The organism is Lentzea chajnantorensis, assembly GCF_054300775.1.
Map to the genome: position 1 here is coordinate 2,215,095 of NZ_JBSDZT010000002.1, position 15,705 is coordinate 2,230,799.

At 71.6% G+C, this 15,705-nt stretch carries 18 protein-coding genes and 1 pseudogene; 13 read left to right on the forward strand and 6 right to left on the reverse strand.

Features of this window, described 5'->3' with window-relative positions; genetic code table 11:
- Positions 1-3: 3 nt before the first annotated feature.
- Positions 4-618: a DUF305 domain-containing protein gene (locus ACVDFE_RS11715; protein ID WP_360395391.1), complete on the forward strand. Its 615-nt coding sequence runs from the start codon at positions 4-6 to the stop codon at positions 616-618.
- Positions 619-661: 43 nt separating this feature from the next.
- Positions 662-1,684 (forward strand): FAD-dependent monooxygenase, encoded by a 1,023-nt coding sequence (locus ACVDFE_RS11720; protein ID WP_458430441.1) that lies wholly within the window; start codon positions 662-664, stop codon positions 1,682-1,684.
- On the opposite strand, the gene ACVDFE_RS11725 is transcribed toward ACVDFE_RS11720, so the two are convergent.
- Entirely contained in the window at positions 1,653-4,253 is a 2,601-nt protein-coding gene (locus ACVDFE_RS11725; RefSeq protein ID WP_458430442.1) for a BTAD domain-containing putative transcriptional regulator, read from the reverse strand. The genes ACVDFE_RS11720 and ACVDFE_RS11725 overlap by 32 nt on opposite strands.
- Positions 4,254-4,265: 12 nt before the next feature.
- Complete coding sequence (locus ACVDFE_RS11730) at positions 4,266-5,027, reverse strand: AraC family transcriptional regulator (RefSeq protein ID WP_458430443.1); 762 nt, start codon at positions 5,025-5,027, stop codon at positions 4,266-4,268.
- 50 nt (positions 5,028-5,077) lie between these two features.
- Between ACVDFE_RS11730 and ACVDFE_RS11735 the strand changes: the two genes are divergently transcribed.
- Entirely contained in the window at positions 5,078-5,476 is a 399-nt protein-coding gene (locus ACVDFE_RS11735) for a DUF2000 family protein (RefSeq protein ID WP_458430444.1), read from the forward strand.
- Positions 5,477-5,552: 76 nt separating this feature from the next.
- Positions 5,553-6,758 carry an MFS transporter gene (locus ACVDFE_RS11740; protein ID WP_458430445.1) on the forward strand — a complete coding sequence of 402 codons (1,206 nt, stop codon included), beginning with the start codon at positions 5,553-5,555 and terminating at the stop codon, positions 6,756-6,758.
- On the opposite strand, the gene ACVDFE_RS11745 is transcribed toward ACVDFE_RS11740, so the two are convergent.
- Both ACVDFE_RS11745 and ACVDFE_RS11750 read right to left on the reverse strand, forming a co-directional pair.
- Entirely contained in the window at positions 6,668-7,492 is an 825-nt protein-coding gene (locus tag ACVDFE_RS11745; protein WP_458430446.1) for an alpha/beta fold hydrolase, read from the reverse strand. The genes ACVDFE_RS11740 and ACVDFE_RS11745 overlap by 91 nt on opposite strands.
- The gene (locus ACVDFE_RS11750; RefSeq protein ID WP_458430447.1) at positions 7,489-8,172 is read right to left on the reverse strand and encodes an SRPBCC family protein; all 684 of its coding nucleotides are present in this window, start codon (positions 8,170-8,172) and stop codon (positions 7,489-7,491) included. The genes ACVDFE_RS11745 and ACVDFE_RS11750 overlap by 4 nt, the downstream gene beginning before the upstream one ends.
- Before the next feature lie 109 nt (positions 8,173-8,281).
- On the opposite strand from ACVDFE_RS11750, the gene ACVDFE_RS11755 reads away from it, so the two are divergent.
- The gene (locus ACVDFE_RS11755) at positions 8,282-8,461 is read left to right on the forward strand and encodes a hypothetical protein (RefSeq protein WP_360395404.1); all 180 of its coding nucleotides are present in this window, start codon (positions 8,282-8,284) and stop codon (positions 8,459-8,461) included.
- Here the strand turns inward: ACVDFE_RS11755 and ACVDFE_RS11760 are convergent.
- Positions 8,440-8,673, reverse strand: coding sequence for a zinc-ribbon domain-containing protein (locus tag ACVDFE_RS11760; protein WP_360395406.1), 234 nt, complete (start codon positions 8,671-8,673; stop codon positions 8,440-8,442). The two genes, ACVDFE_RS11755 and ACVDFE_RS11760, sit on opposite strands and share 22 nt — an antisense overlap.
- Positions 8,674-8,764: 91 nt before the next feature.
- On the opposite strand from ACVDFE_RS11760, the gene ACVDFE_RS11765 reads away from it, so the two are divergent.
- The 8 genes and pseudogenes from ACVDFE_RS11765 to ACVDFE_RS11800 all read left to right on the forward strand — a co-directional run bounded on the left by ACVDFE_RS11765 (position 8,765) and on the right by ACVDFE_RS11800 (position 14,303).
- A complete protein-coding gene (locus ACVDFE_RS11765) occupies positions 8,765-9,271 on the forward strand; it encodes a GNAT family N-acetyltransferase (RefSeq protein ID WP_458430448.1) in 507 nt (168 codons plus the stop codon).
- Positions 9,272-9,306: 35 nt separating this feature from the next.
- Positions 9,307-9,897 (forward strand): nucleotidyltransferase family protein, encoded by a 591-nt coding sequence (locus ACVDFE_RS11770; RefSeq protein WP_458430449.1) that lies wholly within the window; start codon positions 9,307-9,309, stop codon positions 9,895-9,897.
- Positions 9,860-10,108 (forward strand): BON domain-containing protein, encoded by a 249-nt coding sequence (locus ACVDFE_RS11775; protein WP_360395410.1) that lies wholly within the window; start codon positions 9,860-9,862, stop codon positions 10,106-10,108. Before ACVDFE_RS11770 ends, ACVDFE_RS11775 begins: the two co-directional genes overlap by 38 nt.
- Positions 10,105-10,827 (forward strand): metallophosphoesterase family protein, encoded by a 723-nt coding sequence (locus tag ACVDFE_RS11780; RefSeq protein ID WP_360395412.1) that lies wholly within the window; start codon positions 10,105-10,107, stop codon positions 10,825-10,827. Before ACVDFE_RS11775 ends, ACVDFE_RS11780 begins: the two co-directional genes overlap by 4 nt.
- Positions 10,824-12,581, forward strand: a complete 1,758-nt coding sequence (locus tag ACVDFE_RS11785; protein WP_458430450.1) for a thiamine pyrophosphate-requiring protein — start codon at positions 10,824-10,826, stop codon at positions 12,579-12,581. The genes ACVDFE_RS11780 and ACVDFE_RS11785 overlap by 4 nt, the downstream gene beginning before the upstream one ends.
- Positions 12,578-13,261: pseudogene (locus ACVDFE_RS11790) on the forward strand (TIGR03557 family F420-dependent LLM class oxidoreductase); the annotation flags it as partial. The gene ACVDFE_RS11785 and the pseudogene ACVDFE_RS11790, both read left to right, overlap by 4 nt.
- A gap of 28 nt (positions 13,262-13,289) precedes the next feature.
- Positions 13,290-13,529 carry a hypothetical protein gene (locus ACVDFE_RS11795; RefSeq protein ID WP_458434479.1) on the forward strand — a complete coding sequence of 80 codons (240 nt, stop codon included), beginning with the start codon at positions 13,290-13,292 and terminating at the stop codon, positions 13,527-13,529.
- Positions 13,530-13,637: 108 nt separating this feature from the next.
- On the forward strand, positions 13,638-14,303 hold the full coding sequence (locus tag ACVDFE_RS11800; RefSeq protein WP_458430451.1) for a DUF6766 family protein: 666 nt from the start codon (positions 13,638-13,640) through the stop codon (positions 14,301-14,303).
- Between the two features lie 139 nt (positions 14,304-14,442).
- On the opposite strand, the gene tuf is transcribed toward ACVDFE_RS11800, so the two are convergent.
- Positions 14,443-15,624 (reverse strand): elongation factor Tu, encoded by a 1,182-nt coding sequence (gene tuf, locus ACVDFE_RS11805; protein ID WP_458430452.1) that lies wholly within the window; start codon positions 15,622-15,624, stop codon positions 14,443-14,445.
- Positions 15,625-15,705 lie beyond the last annotated feature (81 nt).

Consider the following 15,705-nt stretch of genomic DNA (forward strand, 5'->3'; position numbering starts at 1 on the left):
CCGATGAGGCGCCTGGTGATCGCGGTCGCGGTCCTGGCGCTGGCGGGGTGCGGTGGAGGTGCCGCCGTGCCGGAGGCCCAGCAGCAACACCAGCAGGGCCACGGACACGGTGCGGCGACCTCCACCGCACCACCTCCCGCTGCCACCGCGAGGTTCAACGACGCGGACGTCATGTTCGCGCAGATGATGGTCGCCCACCTGCAACAGGGCATCGACCTCGCGGTGGTGGCGAAGGCCATGGCCACCGCGCCGAAGGTCAAGGAGCTCGCCGGCGCGGTCGACGTGACCCAGCGCGAGGAGCTGGAGATGCTCAAGGGCTGGCTGAAGCTCTGGGGCAAGCCGGAGCAGCCGTCGAGCGACCCGAACGTGCACGCCGCCCACGGCGGCATGCCGCTGCTCGACGCCAAGGTCATCGCCGAGGTCAAGGACAGGAGCAAGGAGGAGTTCGACCTCGCCTACCTCAACCTGATGACCGGCCACCAGGGCGGCGCCGTCGAGATGGCGCAGACGGAGCTGAAGGACGGCTCCAACCCGGAGACCACCGCCTATGCCCAGCGCGTGCGGGACTCGCGGTCCGGTCAGATCCAGCAGATGCTGACGTTGATCAACGGGCAGTAGCCGGTCAGCGTCCGGTCAGCGGCCCGGTGTTGCCTGCCGGGCCATGGACGTGTTGATCTCGGGGGCCGGCGTGGCCGGCCCCGCACTGGCCTTCTGGTTGTCCCGCTTCGGGATCTCGGCCACGGTCGTCGAACGCGCGCCCTCGCTGCGGACCGGCGGCCAGGCCGTCGACTTCCGCGGCGAGGCGCACCTGTCCGTGCTGCGGCGGATGGGTCTGCTCGACGCCGTCCGCGCCGCCGCGACGACCCCGCGCGACATGGTGTTCCGCGGTGTCGACGGACGGGAACGCGCCCGGCTGCCCGCGTCGTTCACAGCGGGTGAGGTCGAGGTCCTCCGAGGGGACCTGTCCCGCCTGCTGCACGACGCGAGCGCCGCGGACGCGGAGTACGTGTTCGGTGACTGGGTCACGGCGCTGCACGACGACGGCGCCGGCGTGGACGTGGAGTTCGCCCGCGGCCGGCCGCGGCGGTTCGACTTCGTCGTCGGCGCGGACGGGATGCGCTCCGGCGTGCGGCGGCTCACCTTCCCGGACTACCGGCCGCGGTTCCAGGGCTACTACTTCGCCCTCTGGCCCGCCGACGGCGACGACCGGGACCTGACCTGCGCGCCGGGGGTGCTCAGCGCACCGGGCTGGGTGCTGTTCAAGTCGCCGGTGCCGCCGGAGCTGCTGCCCGACGAGCTGATCGCGCCCGACGTCTACTTCGACTCGATCAGCCAGGTGCGGATGCCGGCCGTCAGCTCGGGGCGGGTCACCCTGCTCGGTGACGCCGGGTACGGCTCGACGCTGGGCGGCATGGGCACCGGGCTCGCGGTCGTGAGCGCGTACGTGCTGGCCGGGGAGCTGGCCGCGGGCGGTGACGCGTTCGCCCGCTACGAGGCCCTGGTCGGCCCGTACGCCCGTGGCTGCCAGGGCAACCCAGGACCGTTCCTCGCGCCGGGCACGCGGCTCGGCATGTGGGTGCGCGACCGGGTGTTCGGGTTCCTGGGCAAGGCGCCGGTGTTCGCGCGCATGGACCTCAGGGCCGCCACCGCGATCAAGCTCCCCGAGTACGCGCGAGTGCGCTGAGCGCCGCCTCCACCTGCTGCTTGGCGTTCGCGTGCATCCACCCGAACCCGAGCTCCCGGTCGGCGGCCAGCAGCAACCGCTCCGCCTCCGCCGGGTCGTCCCGGCGGCGGGCGATCTCCGCGAGGCCCACGTGGGCCAGTGCCCTGGTCGCGGCGAGACCCGCGCGGGTCGCCAGGTCCAGCGCCTCGCGGTAGTCGCGTTCGGCGGCGTCCTGGTCAAGGTCGAGCAACCGGTCGGCGCGGCGGCCGCGCAGCTCGGCCAGCTCCTCGGTGGCACCCAGCTCACCGACGGCGCGCAGGGCCTCGTCGGTGAGGGCCAGCGCCTCGTGCGGGTCGTCGGTCAGGGTGGCGAGCACGTCGAGGACCTGGGCCGCGCCCCAGCGCTCACCGAGGTCCTGGAACCGGCGCAGGGCCTCCCGGGACCGTTCGACGGCCAGGGCGCGGTCGCCGTTCACCGCCCACTCGGTGTAGGCGGTGCTGAACGCGATCAGGCCCCGCACCCACGGGTCGGTGCTGTTCTCGACCGCCTCCTGCAACGGGGTGCGCGGGCGGTCGCGGTCGGGCGGCCCGGCCAGCATGGCCCACGCGATCAGCACGAACGGCTGGCGCACCGGGCCGCGCAGCTGCTCCAGGACACCGCGGACGCGTTCGGGTGCGGCCAGTGCCAGCAGGATCGCGTACTCCTCGCTCACCTGCTCGGGCACCACGCCGAGCAGGGTGCGCGCGATCGGCTCGACCTCGGTGCGGCTGCCCTTCACGTACAGGTACCAGGACAGGTCCGCGAGCAGGCGCAGAGCGGCCGCCGGTTCGTGGGCGGTGGTCCAGGTCAGCGCCTGCAGGAGGTTGGCGTGCTCCGCGCTCATCGCGGCGAGCCAGCGCAGCTGGCCGGGGCCGCGCAGCTCGGGGTCGGCGCGGCGGGCCAGTGCGCTGTAGAACGCGGCGTGCCCGGCGTCGGCGCGACCGTGCCGCGCGCAGAACTCGCGGATCGTCTCCAGCATGCGGTAACGGCCGTCGGCGGCTTCGACCAGCGACTTGTCCACCAGCGCTGCCAGCACCTCCAGGTCGTGCCCGCCCACCTGTTCCACGGCGTCGAGGGTGGCGCCACCGCTGAACGTCGCGACCGCGGTGGCGAGGTCGCGTTCGTCGGGCGTGAGCAGGTCCCAGCTCCACCCCACGACCGCGCTCAACGTCTGGTGGCGGGGTGCCGCGGCGCGGTTCCCCTTGGACAGCAGGCGGAACCGGTCGCCCAGCCGCCGCGCGATGTCCTCGGTGGTGAGGGTGCGGACGCGGGCGGCGGCCAGCTCGATGGCGAGGGGGAGGCCGTCGAGCTCGCGGCAGATGCGGTCGGTGTGCTCGTCGCGGGTGAACGACGGCCGCACGGCCCTGGCGCGCTGGACGAACAGCGCCACGCTCTGCTCGGGGTCGAGCGGCGGCACCGGGCACAGCGTCTCGCCGGTGATGCCCAGCGCCTCCCGGCTGGTCGCGAGGACCCGCAGCCGCGGGCACGTGCTGAGCAGGTGCTGGACCAGCCGCGCCGCCTGCTCGACGACGTGCTCGCAGTTGTCGAGGACCAGCTGGACCGCGCGGTCCTTCAGCGCGAGCGTCAGCCGTTCCTCCGGTGGCAGCACGGTTTCCTTGAGCCCCAACGCCTGCAGCGTCGCCGCGGCCACGTCGTGCACCGGTGCTAGGTCCACGAACACGGCGTCGTCGGCCGCCGCCCGCAGCGCGAGCCGGGTCTTGCCCGCCCCGCCCGGACCGGTGAGCGTGACCAGCCGGGCCTCGGTCAGTCCCGCGAGCCGCTCCAGCTCCGCCTGCCTGCCCACGAAACCGGTGAGCTGGGCGGGCAGCTCCCGCGGTGCCTGACCGCGCAGCAGCTGCACGTGGATCGCGCGCAGCTCGGCGGACGGGTCGGTGCCGAGCTCCTCGGCCAGCACGGCGCGGGCGTCCTCGAAGGCCTGCAACGCCTCGGCCGACCGGCCCTGCTGGTGCAGCGCCTGCATCAGGAAACCGCGCAGCCGTTCGTCCAGCGGGTGCTGCCGCACGAGGTCCTGGATCTCCTGCACGTCCGCCCTGTGCAACCGGACTCGCGCGGCGATCAACCCGTGCGCGGCGCTCCGGCGTTGCCGTTCAAGGCGGTCGGCGTGCCCGGTCGCGGTCGTGCCGCCCAGTGCGGGCCCGCGCCACAACGCCAGCGCGTCGGCCAGCAGTGCCTCCGCCGCCTGCGGGTCACCCCGGTCGAGCGCCTGCTGCCCGGCCGCCGCCAGCGCCGCGAACCGGTGCGCGTCAACGGTGTCCGGGTCGAGCGCGAGGCGGTACCCGGCCGGGTGCAGCTCGACCAGCTCGGCCGCCCCGAGCGCCCGGCGCAGCCGCGACACCTGGCCCTGCAACGCGTTCGCCGCGTCGGACGGCGGTGCCTCGCCGTACAGCTCGTCGATCAGCCGGTCGACGGGCACGACCTCACCGGCCCGCAGCGCCAGCAACGCGAGCAGGGTGCGCGGCCGCGGACCGCCCACCGCGACCTTGCCCGCCGCGGTGCGGGCCTCCACCGGACCGAGGACGTCGACGTGCACCGGCTGATTCTGTCAGCGCGCGAACCGTCCCGGGCTGGTACCGAGCACGCGCCGGAAGTGCCGGGTCAGGTGCGACTGGTCGTGGAACCCGGCCAGCACCGCCGCCTCGGCCGCGGGCCGCCCCTCCAGCAGGTGCCGGCGGGCCAGGTCGACCCGCCGCCCGGTCAGGTAGCGGTGCGGCGGCAACCCGAACCGCCGGCTGAACGCGCGCACCAGGTGCGTGGAGCTGCTCTGCAGCTCGGCCGCCGCCTCCGCCAGCGTGAGACCCGCGGGCAGCGACGCGTCGAGCAGCTCCCGCAGCCGGTCGGCCAGCGTCGGGTCGGCGAACACCTGCGGTGCGGTCCCGGCGAAGTGGTGCGTGATCCGCTCGGTGATCAGCGCCAGCCGGCTCTGCGCCTCCAGCGGCTCGTCCAGCACCAGGTGCAGCTGGTCCACCCGCCTGCGCAACAGGGGGTCGACGAGCATGGGGGTGTCGACGGACTTGCCGACGAGCCCGGCGGGCAGCACGTCGCCGTCGAGGTACAGCACCCGTTTGCGGAAGCCCGACTCGTGCGCGGACCGGCCGTCGTGCGGCACGTGCGGCGGCAGCAGCGTCACCCCGTCGACCAGCGCGCCGTGTTCGTGCCGGTCCAGCTCGTAGCGCACCGCACCCGTGTCTATCAGCAACAACGTCCACGCGTCGTGCGTGTGCGCCGGGTAGACGTGGGTGGTGAACTCGGCGTGGAAGACCTCCCGGATGCCGTCCACCGCCGGGCGCCAGGCGGTGCTGCTCATGTCAGGAACGTACAAGACCGGCGGCGGCCCCACCCGCGATGGTGGACGCCATGTTCGACACCAAGATCGCTGTGCTGCTGCGGGACGACCTGGCCTCCTGGCAGGCGCTGAACGTCACCGCCTTCCTCGTCAGCGGCCTCCCGCAGGAGCTGCGCGGTGAGCCGTACACCGACGCCGACGACGTCACCTACCTGCCGATGTTCGGCCAGCCCGTCGTGGTCCTGCAGGGTGACCGGGACGTGCTCACGAAGGCCCACCAGCGCGCGCTGACCCGCGACCAGGCCATGTCGATCTTCACGGCCGACCTGTTCTCGACCGGCAACGACGCCGACAACCGCGCCGCCGTGCGCAAGGTGCACACCCGGGACCTCGACCTGGTCGGCCTCGCGGTGCACGGTCAGAAGAACGCGATCGACAAGATCCTCAAGGGCGCGCGGATGCACCCCTGACCGATCCGAATTGGCCCAGAGAAGCAGTGTGTTCTTGTCCCAAGGTCAGGGCCAATCGGCGTCCTACGGTCGTTCCATGACCCGGCGACTCGCGTACGCGCAGCTGACCAACTCGATCGGTGACGGCGGCTTCCTCGTCTGCTCGGCCCTCTACTTCACGCTCGTGGCCGGCCTGAGCCCGGCGCAGGTCGGCCTCGGCCTCACCGTCGCGTGGGGCGTCGGCGCGGCGGCCGGTGTCGCACTCGGCTCGCTCGCCGACCGGTGGGGGCCGCGCACCACCGCGGTCGTGCTGGCGGCGCTGACCGCGGCGAGCATCGGCGTTCTGCTCGTCGCACGGGGCCACCTGGCGTTCGTGCTGGTCATGTGCCTGTACGCGAGCTTCCAGAGCGGGTTGCAGGCGGCCAGGCAGGCGTTGCTCGCGGGACTGACGACGCCCGAGGAGCGCACGCGGGTGCGGGCGCGGATCCAGTCGACGGCCAACGCGGGCATCGCGATCGGCGCGGCGGCGGGCGGGTTCGCGCTGCACCTCGGCACGGAGCTCGCCTACACGGCGGTGTTCGCGCTGGACGCCCTGAGCTTCCTCGCCGCCGCGGCGATCCTCGCGACATCGCCGGAGACCGCGACGACCCGTGCACCCGGCCGGTTCGAGGTGCTCAGGGACCGGCCATACGCGCTGGTCACGCTGGTCAATGCGGTGATGCTGCTGTACATGCCGCTGCTCAGCCTGGTCATCCCGCTGTGGATCGTGCAGCGCACCGAGGCGCCGACGTGGCTCGCGGCCGCGCTGCTGGTGCTCAACACCGCGGCCGTCGTCCTGTTCCAGGTCCGCATCGCCCGCCGGGCCACCGGGCTCACGCGGGCCGCGGGGCTGGTGCGGCACGCCGGGCTGGTGCTGGGCGCGTCCTGCGTGGTCTTCGCGGCCACGGCGTTCGGCATCGGGGCGTGGCCCGCGGCGGCGCTGCTGGTCGCGGCCGCCGCGCTGCAGGTGCTCGGCGAGATGATGCTCGCCTCCGGGGCCTGGGAGATCGGCTTCTCCCTCGCGCCCGCCGACCGCCAGGGCCAGTACCAGGGCTTCTTCGGCACCGGCACGGCGGTCGCGCGCATGGTCGGTCCGGCCCTGCTCACGACCGTCGTGCTCGGGTGGGGGAGCCTCGGCTGGCTGCTGGTCGGCGGGCTGTTCGTGCTGGCCGGCTACGCGATGGGACCGGCGGTGCGCTGGGCCCGCGAGAAGAACTCCACCAGCTCCGGCGCCATCACCGAGGACTTGTACATGTGCGTCTGACCGGCCAGGGTGCGGTGCTCGGCGCCCTTGACGACCTCCGCGACGTTCTTCATCGCGTTGCGGAGGTACACGGGCGACTTGCCGCCGTCCAGGGCGAGCGTCGGCACCTCGACGTGCCAGCGGTCAGCCGGCAGCGGCTCGCCACGGCCGTCGTCGCCGAGGATGCGCAGGTCCCACGGCAGCGTGTGCGCCACGGCCTTGAGCTTCTTCCACACCGGCGTCAGCTTCATGACCGCGACGGCGAAACCGGGCGTGCCGACGAGCTTCATGAACGACGACAGCGCGCCGGACCGGTCGCCGCGCGCGATGAGGTCGTCCACCGTCCGCACGTAGTCGGCGGGACGGGCCGGGTGGGTGTCGTCCACGACGAACGGCGCCTCGTAGACCGCGAGCCGGGTGATCGACGGCAGCCTCGACGCGGCTTCGAGCGCCAGCACCGCGCCGGAGGAGACGCCGAAGACGAACGCGGACCCGCCGGCCTCCCCGATGACGGCCTCGATGTCCTCCACCTCGCGCTCCAGCGACCACGGCGTGGCGCCGTCCCCGGTCTCGCCCCGGCCGCGGCGGTCGTAGGTGTGGACGGTGAAGTCCTTGTCCAGCACGGACGCGAGCTCCGTGCTGGGCCCGAACCTCCGATGGCACAGTGCGCCGTCGACGAGCAGCAGCGCGGGACCGGAGCCGGTGGTCGAGCAGGCGACCTGCGTGCCGTCGGCCGAGGTGGTGAAGCGGGTCATTTCTGCTCTCCCAGGGTGTTCTCGAACCAGAGCTGCCAGTCCTGTTCGGACTCGTCGCCCGTGAAGACGTGGTGCGCGGCGATCATCGGGCCGTGGAAGCCGCGCAGGAAGCGGTACATGCCGTTCTCGGTGCGCAGCCCGAGGGTGTGCGAGTTGCGGTGGTACTCCACGGCACCGGGGAGCTTCGCCTCGATCGCGTCGTCGAGCCTGCGCCACGCCTCGTCCCAGTCGGTGACCGCGGGCCCGAAGACGGTCAACGGCTGCGCGGTGCGGCCGGCGAAGTGGCCCAGGTACTCGACCAGCGTGCGCCAGAACAGCGCGCCGCCCAGCCGCATCGCCTCGAACTCGTCGGCCCAGTCGTCGCCGGGCAGGAAACCGCTCGTGACCATCCGCAGCACCGTGCTGCCGTGGTCACGGCCCTCGACCAGGAACTCGTAGGCGATGAACCGGCCGTCCCCGGCCTTGCCGCTGTCGTGCGCGAAGTGCTTCGGCGGGTCCCACGCGGTGATCTCCGAAGTCGGCCGGTAGGCGCCGAAGGCCATCGTGACCTGGCCGTTCCGCACCTCGTTGCGGCCCATGTACCACGAGTCGATGCCCGGCCCGGTGGCGATCGCCTCCCAGACCTCGTCGACCGAGGCCGGTACCTCGGCGCTGTCGGTCGCTTCGAACGCGTGGCCCATCAGCTGCTCTCCCTCTCCTGCGGCATGGTGTCATCCTGCCGCCGAAGAAACTTATCGTCAAGAAGAAAATATTTGTCGGTTGAGGAGAGCGCGGGCGTAGGCTCGGAGGATGGCTGACGGTGATGACCGTCCCGGTCCGCTCGGTCGCGACGAGCGGCTGGCCGTGGACCTCGGCGACGCCGGTTCGAGTGCGTGCTTCCTCGACCTGGTCTGCCCCGAGTGCGGGCGCGTCACCACCGACGCGGACGCGCCCGGCTGCGCCGCCTGTCAGACGCCCGCGCCCAGCTGATGCGCGTGGGTGGAGCTGATGTCGTAGGCGACACCGCAGAACGTGCACTGCATCCCGTACCTGCGGCTGATCGTGAACAGCGGGATGAAGAAGACCGTGGGCTTCGTGACCCGGCGCGTGAGGCTGTGCGCCGCCTGGTGACCGCAGTGGCCGCACACCAGCGTCAGCATGACGAGCTGCTGGACCGTCGTTCGCCAGCCGAAGATGACCATCCGCGTGCTCCCTGGGGGTTGGGGTTGTCCCTATGACGTCCCGCGGGCCCGCTGAGTTGCAGCCGGTCCGCCATCTTCAGAAGGTGGACAGGTGGACGACCTGTTGCGACCCTGGCGGCCCGACGACGCCCCCGTGCTCCTCGCCGCCGCCCGCGAACCCCTGATGGACCGCCAGTTCACCACCGAGATCACCTCCCTGGAGGACGCCGTCTCGTGGATCGACCTGCTCGCCGTGCGGCGCGTGGACGACGTGGCCTACACCTTCGCCGTGCTCCTGGACGGCGAACCGGCCGGGAACATCGCCGTGTCGAGTGTGGAACGACGCCACCAGACCGGCTGGGTGTCGTACTGGGTGCGCGAGCACGCACGCGGCAGAGGACTCGCGACCCGCGCCTGCCGCGCGATCAGCGACTGGGCGTTCACGGAGCTCGGGCTGTTCCGCCTGGAGCTCGCCCACCGGGTGGACAACCCCGCCTCCTGTCGCGTGGCCACCCGCGCCGGCTACGCGGTGGAAGGCGTCGAACGGGGCCGGCTCCTGCACGACGGGCAGCGGTTCGACGCGGAACGGCACGCCCGGCTCGCCACTGATCGGGTGTGAGGTTCACCGCGCGGGCAACGCGGGTAACCGCTGACATGAGCGACGTGCAGGACGAGTTGCTGCGGACGCTGACCAAAGTCGCGAACGCGTTACGCAGCGAAGGGATTCCATTCGCCCTGACCGGAGGGTGCGCCGGCTACGCGTGCGGCGGCCCGACGAGCGAGCACGACGTCGACCTGCTCGTGCGCGAGCAGGACGCGACGGAAGCCGTGCGGGTGCTGGTCGCGCGCGGGCTGAGGGCCGCGGAACCGCCGGAGGACTGGCTGCTGAAGGTCTACGACGGCGACTCGCTGGTGGACCTGCTGTTCCGGCCCAACGAGCGGCCCGTGACCGACGACCTCCTCGCGATGGCGGAGGAGATGCCGGTCGGTTCGGTGATGCTGCCGGTGATGCCGGCGACGTACGTGCTGATCAGCAAGCTGCTGGTGCTCGACGGGCACCGCTGCGACTTCAGCGAGCTGCTGCCGTTCGCCCGCGCGCTCAGGGAGCAGATCGACTGGCAGCAGGTGCGCGACGAGACCAAGAACTCGCCGTACGCGGAGGCGTTCCTGGTGCTCATCGAACGCCTGGACATCATCGGGAGGGACCATGGGCTCCGAGCAGTACCTCGCGGCGAATCTGCGTAGGGCGGTCGCGGAGGACCCGAGAACGGCCGAGCTCGGCGTGCGCGTCACCGTGCGCGGCGACAACGTGATGCTCTCCGGCGACGTCGCGTGCGCGGACCGCAAGGCCGCGTTGGAGGAGGTGCTGCACGAGGCAGCGCCCGAGCTGACGATCCTCAACGACGTGCGCGTGACACCGGCCGGTGAACCGGAGGGTGAGGAGGACCTGCGATGATCCGGATCGCCGCCGTCGGCGACGTCCACCTGGGCGAGGACATGCGCGGCCACCTGCGGCCCGCGCTGGAGAAGGTCGGCGAGCACGCCGACGTGCTGCTGCTGGCCGGTGACCTGACCCGGCACGGCACGGTCGCCGAGGCCGAGGTCGTCGCCGACGAGTTCGCGGACCTCCCGGTGCCCGTCATCGCCGTGCTCGGCAACCACGACCACCAGGACGACAAACCGCTCGAAGTCACCAAGACGTTGCAGGACAAGGGCATCCACGTCCTGGAGGGCACGACCTTCGAAACGCGCATCAACGGCTGCACGCTCGGCGTCGCCGGGGTGAAGGGCTTCGGCGGCGGGTTCGCCGGCAAGTGCGGCAGCGCGTTCGGTGAACGCGAGATGAAGGCGTTCATCCAGCACACCTGCGACATCGCCGGGACGCTGGAAAGCGCACTGTCCGAACTGGAAACCGACATCAAGGTGGCGCTCACGCACTACGCGCCGGTGCCCGACACGTTGCGCGGCGAGCCACCGGAGATCTACCCGTTCCTCGGCTCGTACCTGCTCGGCGAGGCGATCGACAAGACCGGCACGCACCTCGCGATCCACGGGCACGCGCACTTCGGCACCGAACAGGGCATGACCCCCGGCGGCGTGCGGGTCCGCAACGTCGCCCAGCCGATCATCCGCTCCGCCTACGCGGTGTACGTGCTCGAAGGGGCGTCGGCATGACCGTCGGAGACTTCATCGTGCAACGCCTGCGCGACTGGAAGGTCGCGCAGGTGTTCGCCTACCCCGGTGACGGCATCAACGGCATCGTGGCCGCGTTCGGCAAAGCGGACAACGACCCGAAGTTCATCCAGACCCGGCACGAGGAGATGGCCGCGTTCGCCGCCGTCGGCTACGCCAAGTTCAGCGGCGACGTCGGCGTGTGCCTCGCGACCTCGGGACCGGGCGCGATCCACCTGCTCAACGGCCTGTACGACGCGAAGCTCGACCACGTGCCGGTCGTCGCGATCGTCGGCCAGACCGCGCGCACCGCGCAGGGCGGCAGCTTCCAGCAGGAGGTCGACCTGCACGCGCTGTTCCGCGACGTCGCCTCGTTCCTGATCGACGTCACGGTGCCCGAGCAGCTGCCGAACGCCCTCGACCGGGCGTTCCGCACCGCCGCCACCGAACGCGCGCCGGCCGTGGTGATCATCCCGAACGACGTGCAGGAACAGGAGTACGAACCTCCCAAGCACGAGTTCAAGCACATCCCGTCCAGCCCGCCGTCCCGGCCGTCGTCCGTCGTCGTGCCGGCCGACGACGAGGTGCGCCGCGCCGCCGAGGTCCTGAACAGCGGCTCGAAGGTCGCCATCCTGATCGGCCAGGGCGCGCGCGGTGCCGCCGCCGAGGTCGGCGAGGTCGCGGAACTGCTCGGCGCCGGTGTCGCGAAGGCGTTGCTGGGCAAGGACGTCCTGTCCGACGACCTGCCGTACGTGACCGGGTCCATCGGCCTGCTCGGAACACGACCGAGCTACGAGCTGATGCGCGACTGCGACCGGCTGCTGATCGTCGGGTCGAACTTCCCCTACTCGCAGTTCCTGCCGAAGCCCGGTGCCGCGCGGGGGGTGCAGGTCGACGCCGACGGCAGCACCATCGGCATGCGCTACCCGACCGAGGTCAACCTCGTCGGTGACGCCCGCGCGACGCTGCGCGCTCTTATCCCGTTGCTCGAACGGAAGACCGACCGCTCGTGGCGGAAGACGATCGAGAAGAACGTCGAACGCTGGTGGGAGGTCCTGGAACGGCAGGCGCTCGTCCCGGCCGACCCGGTCAACCCCATGCGGATCGTGCACGAGCTGTCCCAGCGCCTGCCGCACAACGCGATCGTCACCGCCGACTCCGGTTCCGCGACCAACTGGTACGCGCGCCTGCTGAAGATCCGCGGCGACGTGCGGTCCTCGCTGTCCGGCACGCTGGCCACCATGGGCTGCGCCGTGCCGTACGCCCTTGGCGCCGCGTTCGCCCAGCCGAACCGGCCGCTCATCGCACTCGTCGGCGACGGCGCGATGCAGATGAACGGCATGGCCGAACTCCTCACGCTGCGGCACCACAACATCCGCTGCGTCGTGTGCGTGTTCCACAACAACGACCTCAACCAGGTCACCTGGGAACTGCGCGCCATGGGCGGCGCCCCGAAGTTCGAGCCGTCCCAGGACCTCCCGGACCTCTCGTACGCGCAGTTCGCCCGGTCCATCGGCCTGCAGGGCATCGAGGTCGACGACCCCGACCAGCTCGGCCCCGCCTGGGACACCGCACTCGCCTACGAGGGCACCACCGTCCTCGACGTGCGCTGCGACCCGGACGTGCCACCGATCCCGCCACACGCCACGTTCGAGCAGATCAAGGACATGACCGAAGCAGTGCTGCGCGGCGACCCCGACGCCTGGGGCCTCATCACGCGCGGCCTGCGCACCAAGATCCAGGAGTTGCTGCCGTGAAGCTCGGTTACTTCCTCTCCTCAGAAGAACACGGCCCGCGCGAGCTGGTCCGCAACGCCCGCCTGGCCGACCAGCACGGCTTCGAGGCCCTGTGGATCTCCGACCACTACCACCCGTGGAACGACGAACAGGGCCAGTCCCCGTTCGTCTGGGGCACCATCGGCGCCCTCTCCGAAGCCGTGTCCATCCCGATCACCACCGCGGTGACCTGCCCGACCGTCCGCATCCACCCGGCCGTCATCGCCCAGGCCGCCGCCACCGCCGCGGTCCAGTGCGAAGGCCGCTTCGTGCTCGGCGTCGGCAGCGGCGAGGCCCTGAACGAACACGTCCTCGGCGACCACTGGCCGTCCGCCGACGTGCGCCTGGAGATGCTGGAGGAGGCCATCGGCATCATCCGCACCCTCCACCAGGGCGAGGAGCTCACCCACCACGGCAAGCACTACACCGTCGAGAACGCCCGCATCTACACCCTCCCCGACCGCCCGGTCCCGATCTACGTCTCCGCCTTCGGCCCGAAAGCCGTCCGCCTCGCCGCCCGCGCCGGCGACGGCTACATGTGCGTCGGCCCCTCCGGCGACCTCCTGGAGAAGTACCGCGCCGAAGGTGGCCGCGGCCCCTCCCAGAGTGCCCTCAAGGTCTGCTACGCACCGTCCGAAGAGGACGCCGTCACCACCGCGCACCGCCTGTGGCCCAACGACGGCCTGCCCGGTGAGCTTCGCCCAGGTCCTCCCGACCCCGCGCCACTTCGAACAGGCCTCCCAGCTCGTGACCCCCGACATGATCCGCGAGTCGATCCCGTGCGGCCCCGACCCCGAGCGCTACGCCGAGAAGGTCAAGGAGTTCGTCGACGCCGGGTTCGACGAGCTGTACGTCCAGCAGATCGGGCCCGACCAGGAGGCGTTCTTCGAGTTCTGGGCCAAGGAGGTCGTGCCGCTCCTCGAGGTGTGAGCGGGCTGCTTTCGCGGTCGGTGCCGCCCTTCGAAGTCGGAGCCGGTCCACGAAGTGTGGGCCGGCTCCTCGAAGTTTGAACGGTCCACCGCCGGGAACACGGGTCCCATGAGGAGGTTCTGGCGTGAGAACAGCCTGACGCTCGTCTTCGGCGGGCTCTTCCTCGCCGCACTGGTCGGTCAGCTCCTCGCGGGCCACGCCGACCACAACGACCGCCAGGCCGCGCTCGGCCAGCCCCTCCTGACCCTCGGCTCCTACCTGGTCTCCGCGGACTTCCTCGTCGACGTCGTCGAGAACTGGCAGTCCGAGTACCTCCAGTTCTTCCTCTACGTGTGGGCCACCGTCTGGCTCGTGCAACGCGGCTCCCCGGAGTCCAAACCCGCCGACAAGACGGGTCCGGGCTCCGACGAGGACCAGCAACTCGGCGCCCACACCACCGAGTCGTCCCCGCCCTGGGCCCGTGCCGGCGGCTGGCGCACCTCCCTCTACTCGAAGTCGCTCGGTCTCGCGATGCTGACGCTGTTCCTCTTCTCGTGGACCATGCAGTGGGTCGCCGGGTGGTTCGCCAACAACTCCGACCCGCTGGCCACCCGGATGGGACTGTTCGAGTACTTCCTCAGCTCGGACTTCTGGAGCCGGTCGTTGCAGAACTGGCAGTCGGAGTTCCTGGCGATCGCCTCCATGGCGTTCTTGAGCGTCTACCTGCGGCAGCGCGGATCACCGGAGTCGAAGCCCGTCGGGGCGCCGCACTCGGTGAGCGACCGGTCGGGGTGACGGCTCGGTGGGTCGAGTCCGCCGGGCGCAAGAACCCCCAGCCACCTGCCAAAACAGGCGGGCGTGACGAGAGCCGGAAGCCCTCATCACGCCCTCCTGCCAGGCAGCGCGACCACCTTCTCGGGCCGTCGCCGCCGCCTTAGGCGAGGATCTCGCCGACCGTGCCCGCGCCCACGGTCTTGCCGCCCTCGCGGATCGCGAACCCGAGACCGGTGTCCATCGCCACCGCCTTGCCGAGCTCCACGGTGACCTCGACGGTGTCACCGGGCAGGGCCGGCGCGTCGAGGTGCACCACGCCCACCACGTCGCCGGTGCGGAAGTGGAACTGCGGGCGGTAGTTCGTGGCGATGCCGGTGTGCCGGCCGCCCTCCTCGTGCGACAGCAGGTACACCGACGCGCGGAAGCGGGTGTGCGGGGCGACGGTGCCGGGCCGGGCCAGGACCTGGCCGCGGCGGACGTCGCCGCGGCGGACGCCGCGCAGCAGGACCGCCGCGTTGTCGCCCGCCTGGGCCTGGTGCATCGGCTTGCCGAAGGTCTCGATGCCGGTGGCGACGGACGTCACCGCGGCGCCGAGGCCGATCACCTCCACCTGGTCGCCCAGGCCGAGCACGCCGCGTTCCACCGCGCCGGTCACGACGGTGCCGCGGCCGCTGATGGTCAGGACGTTCTCGACCGGCATCAGGAACGGGCTCGTCACGTCCCGCTCCGGCACGGGGACGTGGGTGTCCACGGCCTCCAGCAGCGCCAGCACCGACCGCGTCCACACCGGGTCGCCCTGCAGCGCCCGCAGGCCCGAGACGCGCACCACCGGGGTGGCGTCGCCGTCGAAACCGTAGCGGGACAACAGGTCGCGGATCTCCAGCTCCACCAGGTCGAGCAGCTCGGGGTCGGTGACCGCGTCGGCCTTGTTCAGCGCCACCACCACGTGCGGCACGCCCACGCGCCGCGCCAGCACCACGTGCTCGCGGGTTTGCGGCATGGAGCCGTCCTCGGCGGAGACCACCAGGATCGCGCCGTCGAGCTGCGCCGCACCCGTGATCATGTTCTTCACGTAGTCGGCGTGGCCGGGCATGTCGACGTGGGCGTAGTGCCGCGTCGGCGTCTCGTACTCGACGTGCGCGATGTTGATGGTGATGCCGCGGGCCAGCTCCTCCGGGGCGCGGTCGATGCGGTCGAACGCGGTGAAGGACGTGGCCGACGGGTCCACTTCGGACAGGACCTTGGTGATGGCGGCGGTCAGGGTGGTCTTGCCGTGGTCGACGTGACCCATCGTGCCGATGTTGAGGTGCGGCTTGGCGCGCACGAACTCCTGCTTCATCATTCCCTCGAGAACACAGCCGGGTTGCCCAGAACCGATCGACCACCACGACCCTCCCCCAGCGTTCCTGGAGGAACGGACTGG

What these genes read in the sequence shown, in the direction of transcription:
- ACVDFE_RS11750 (WP_458430447.1), bottom strand. Translation starts at nt 8,172, where the DNA reads ATGGGCCACGCGTTCGAAGCGACCGACAGCGCCGAGGTACCGGCCTCG.
- ACVDFE_RS11745 (WP_458430446.1), bottom strand. Translation starts at nt 7,492, where the DNA reads ATGACCCGCTTCACCACCTCGGCCGACGGCACGCAGGTCGCCTGCTCG.
- ACVDFE_RS11735 (WP_458430444.1), top strand. Translation starts at nt 5,078, where the DNA reads ATGTTCGACACCAAGATCGCTGTGCTGCTGCGGGACGACCTGGCCTCC.
- ACVDFE_RS11775 (WP_360395410.1), top strand. Translation starts at nt 9,860, where the DNA reads ATGGGCTCCGAGCAGTACCTCGCGGCGAATCTGCGTAGGGCGGTCGCG.
- ACVDFE_RS11730 (WP_458430443.1), bottom strand. Translation starts at nt 5,027, where the DNA reads ATGAGCAGCACCGCCTGGCGCCCGGCGGTGGACGGCATCCGGGAGGTC.
- ACVDFE_RS11780 (WP_360395412.1), top strand. Translation starts at nt 10,105, where the DNA reads ATGATCCGGATCGCCGCCGTCGGCGACGTCCACCTGGGCGAGGACATG.
- ACVDFE_RS11770 (WP_458430449.1), top strand. Translation starts at nt 9,307, where the DNA reads ATGAGCGACGTGCAGGACGAGTTGCTGCGGACGCTGACCAAAGTCGCG.
- ACVDFE_RS11740 (WP_458430445.1), top strand. Translation starts at nt 5,553, where the DNA reads ATGACCCGGCGACTCGCGTACGCGCAGCTGACCAACTCGATCGGTGAC.
- ACVDFE_RS11715 (WP_360395391.1), top strand. Translation starts at nt 4, where the DNA reads ATGAGGCGCCTGGTGATCGCGGTCGCGGTCCTGGCGCTGGCGGGGTGC.
- ACVDFE_RS11760 (WP_360395406.1), bottom strand. Translation starts at nt 8,673, where the DNA reads ATGGTCATCTTCGGCTGGCGAACGACGGTCCAGCAGCTCGTCATGCTG.
- ACVDFE_RS11800 (WP_458430451.1), top strand. Translation starts at nt 13,638, where the DNA reads ATGAGGAGGTTCTGGCGTGAGAACAGCCTGACGCTCGTCTTCGGCGGG.
- ACVDFE_RS11755 (WP_360395404.1), top strand. Translation starts at nt 8,282, where the DNA reads ATGGCTGACGGTGATGACCGTCCCGGTCCGCTCGGTCGCGACGAGCGG.
- tuf (WP_458430452.1), bottom strand. Translation starts at nt 15,624, where the DNA reads ATGATGAAGCAGGAGTTCGTGCGCGCCAAGCCGCACCTCAACATCGGC.
- ACVDFE_RS11785 (WP_458430450.1), top strand. Translation starts at nt 10,824, where the DNA reads ATGACCGTCGGAGACTTCATCGTGCAACGCCTGCGCGACTGGAAGGTC.
- ACVDFE_RS11720 (WP_458430441.1), top strand. Translation starts at nt 662, where the DNA reads ATGGACGTGTTGATCTCGGGGGCCGGCGTGGCCGGCCCCGCACTGGCC.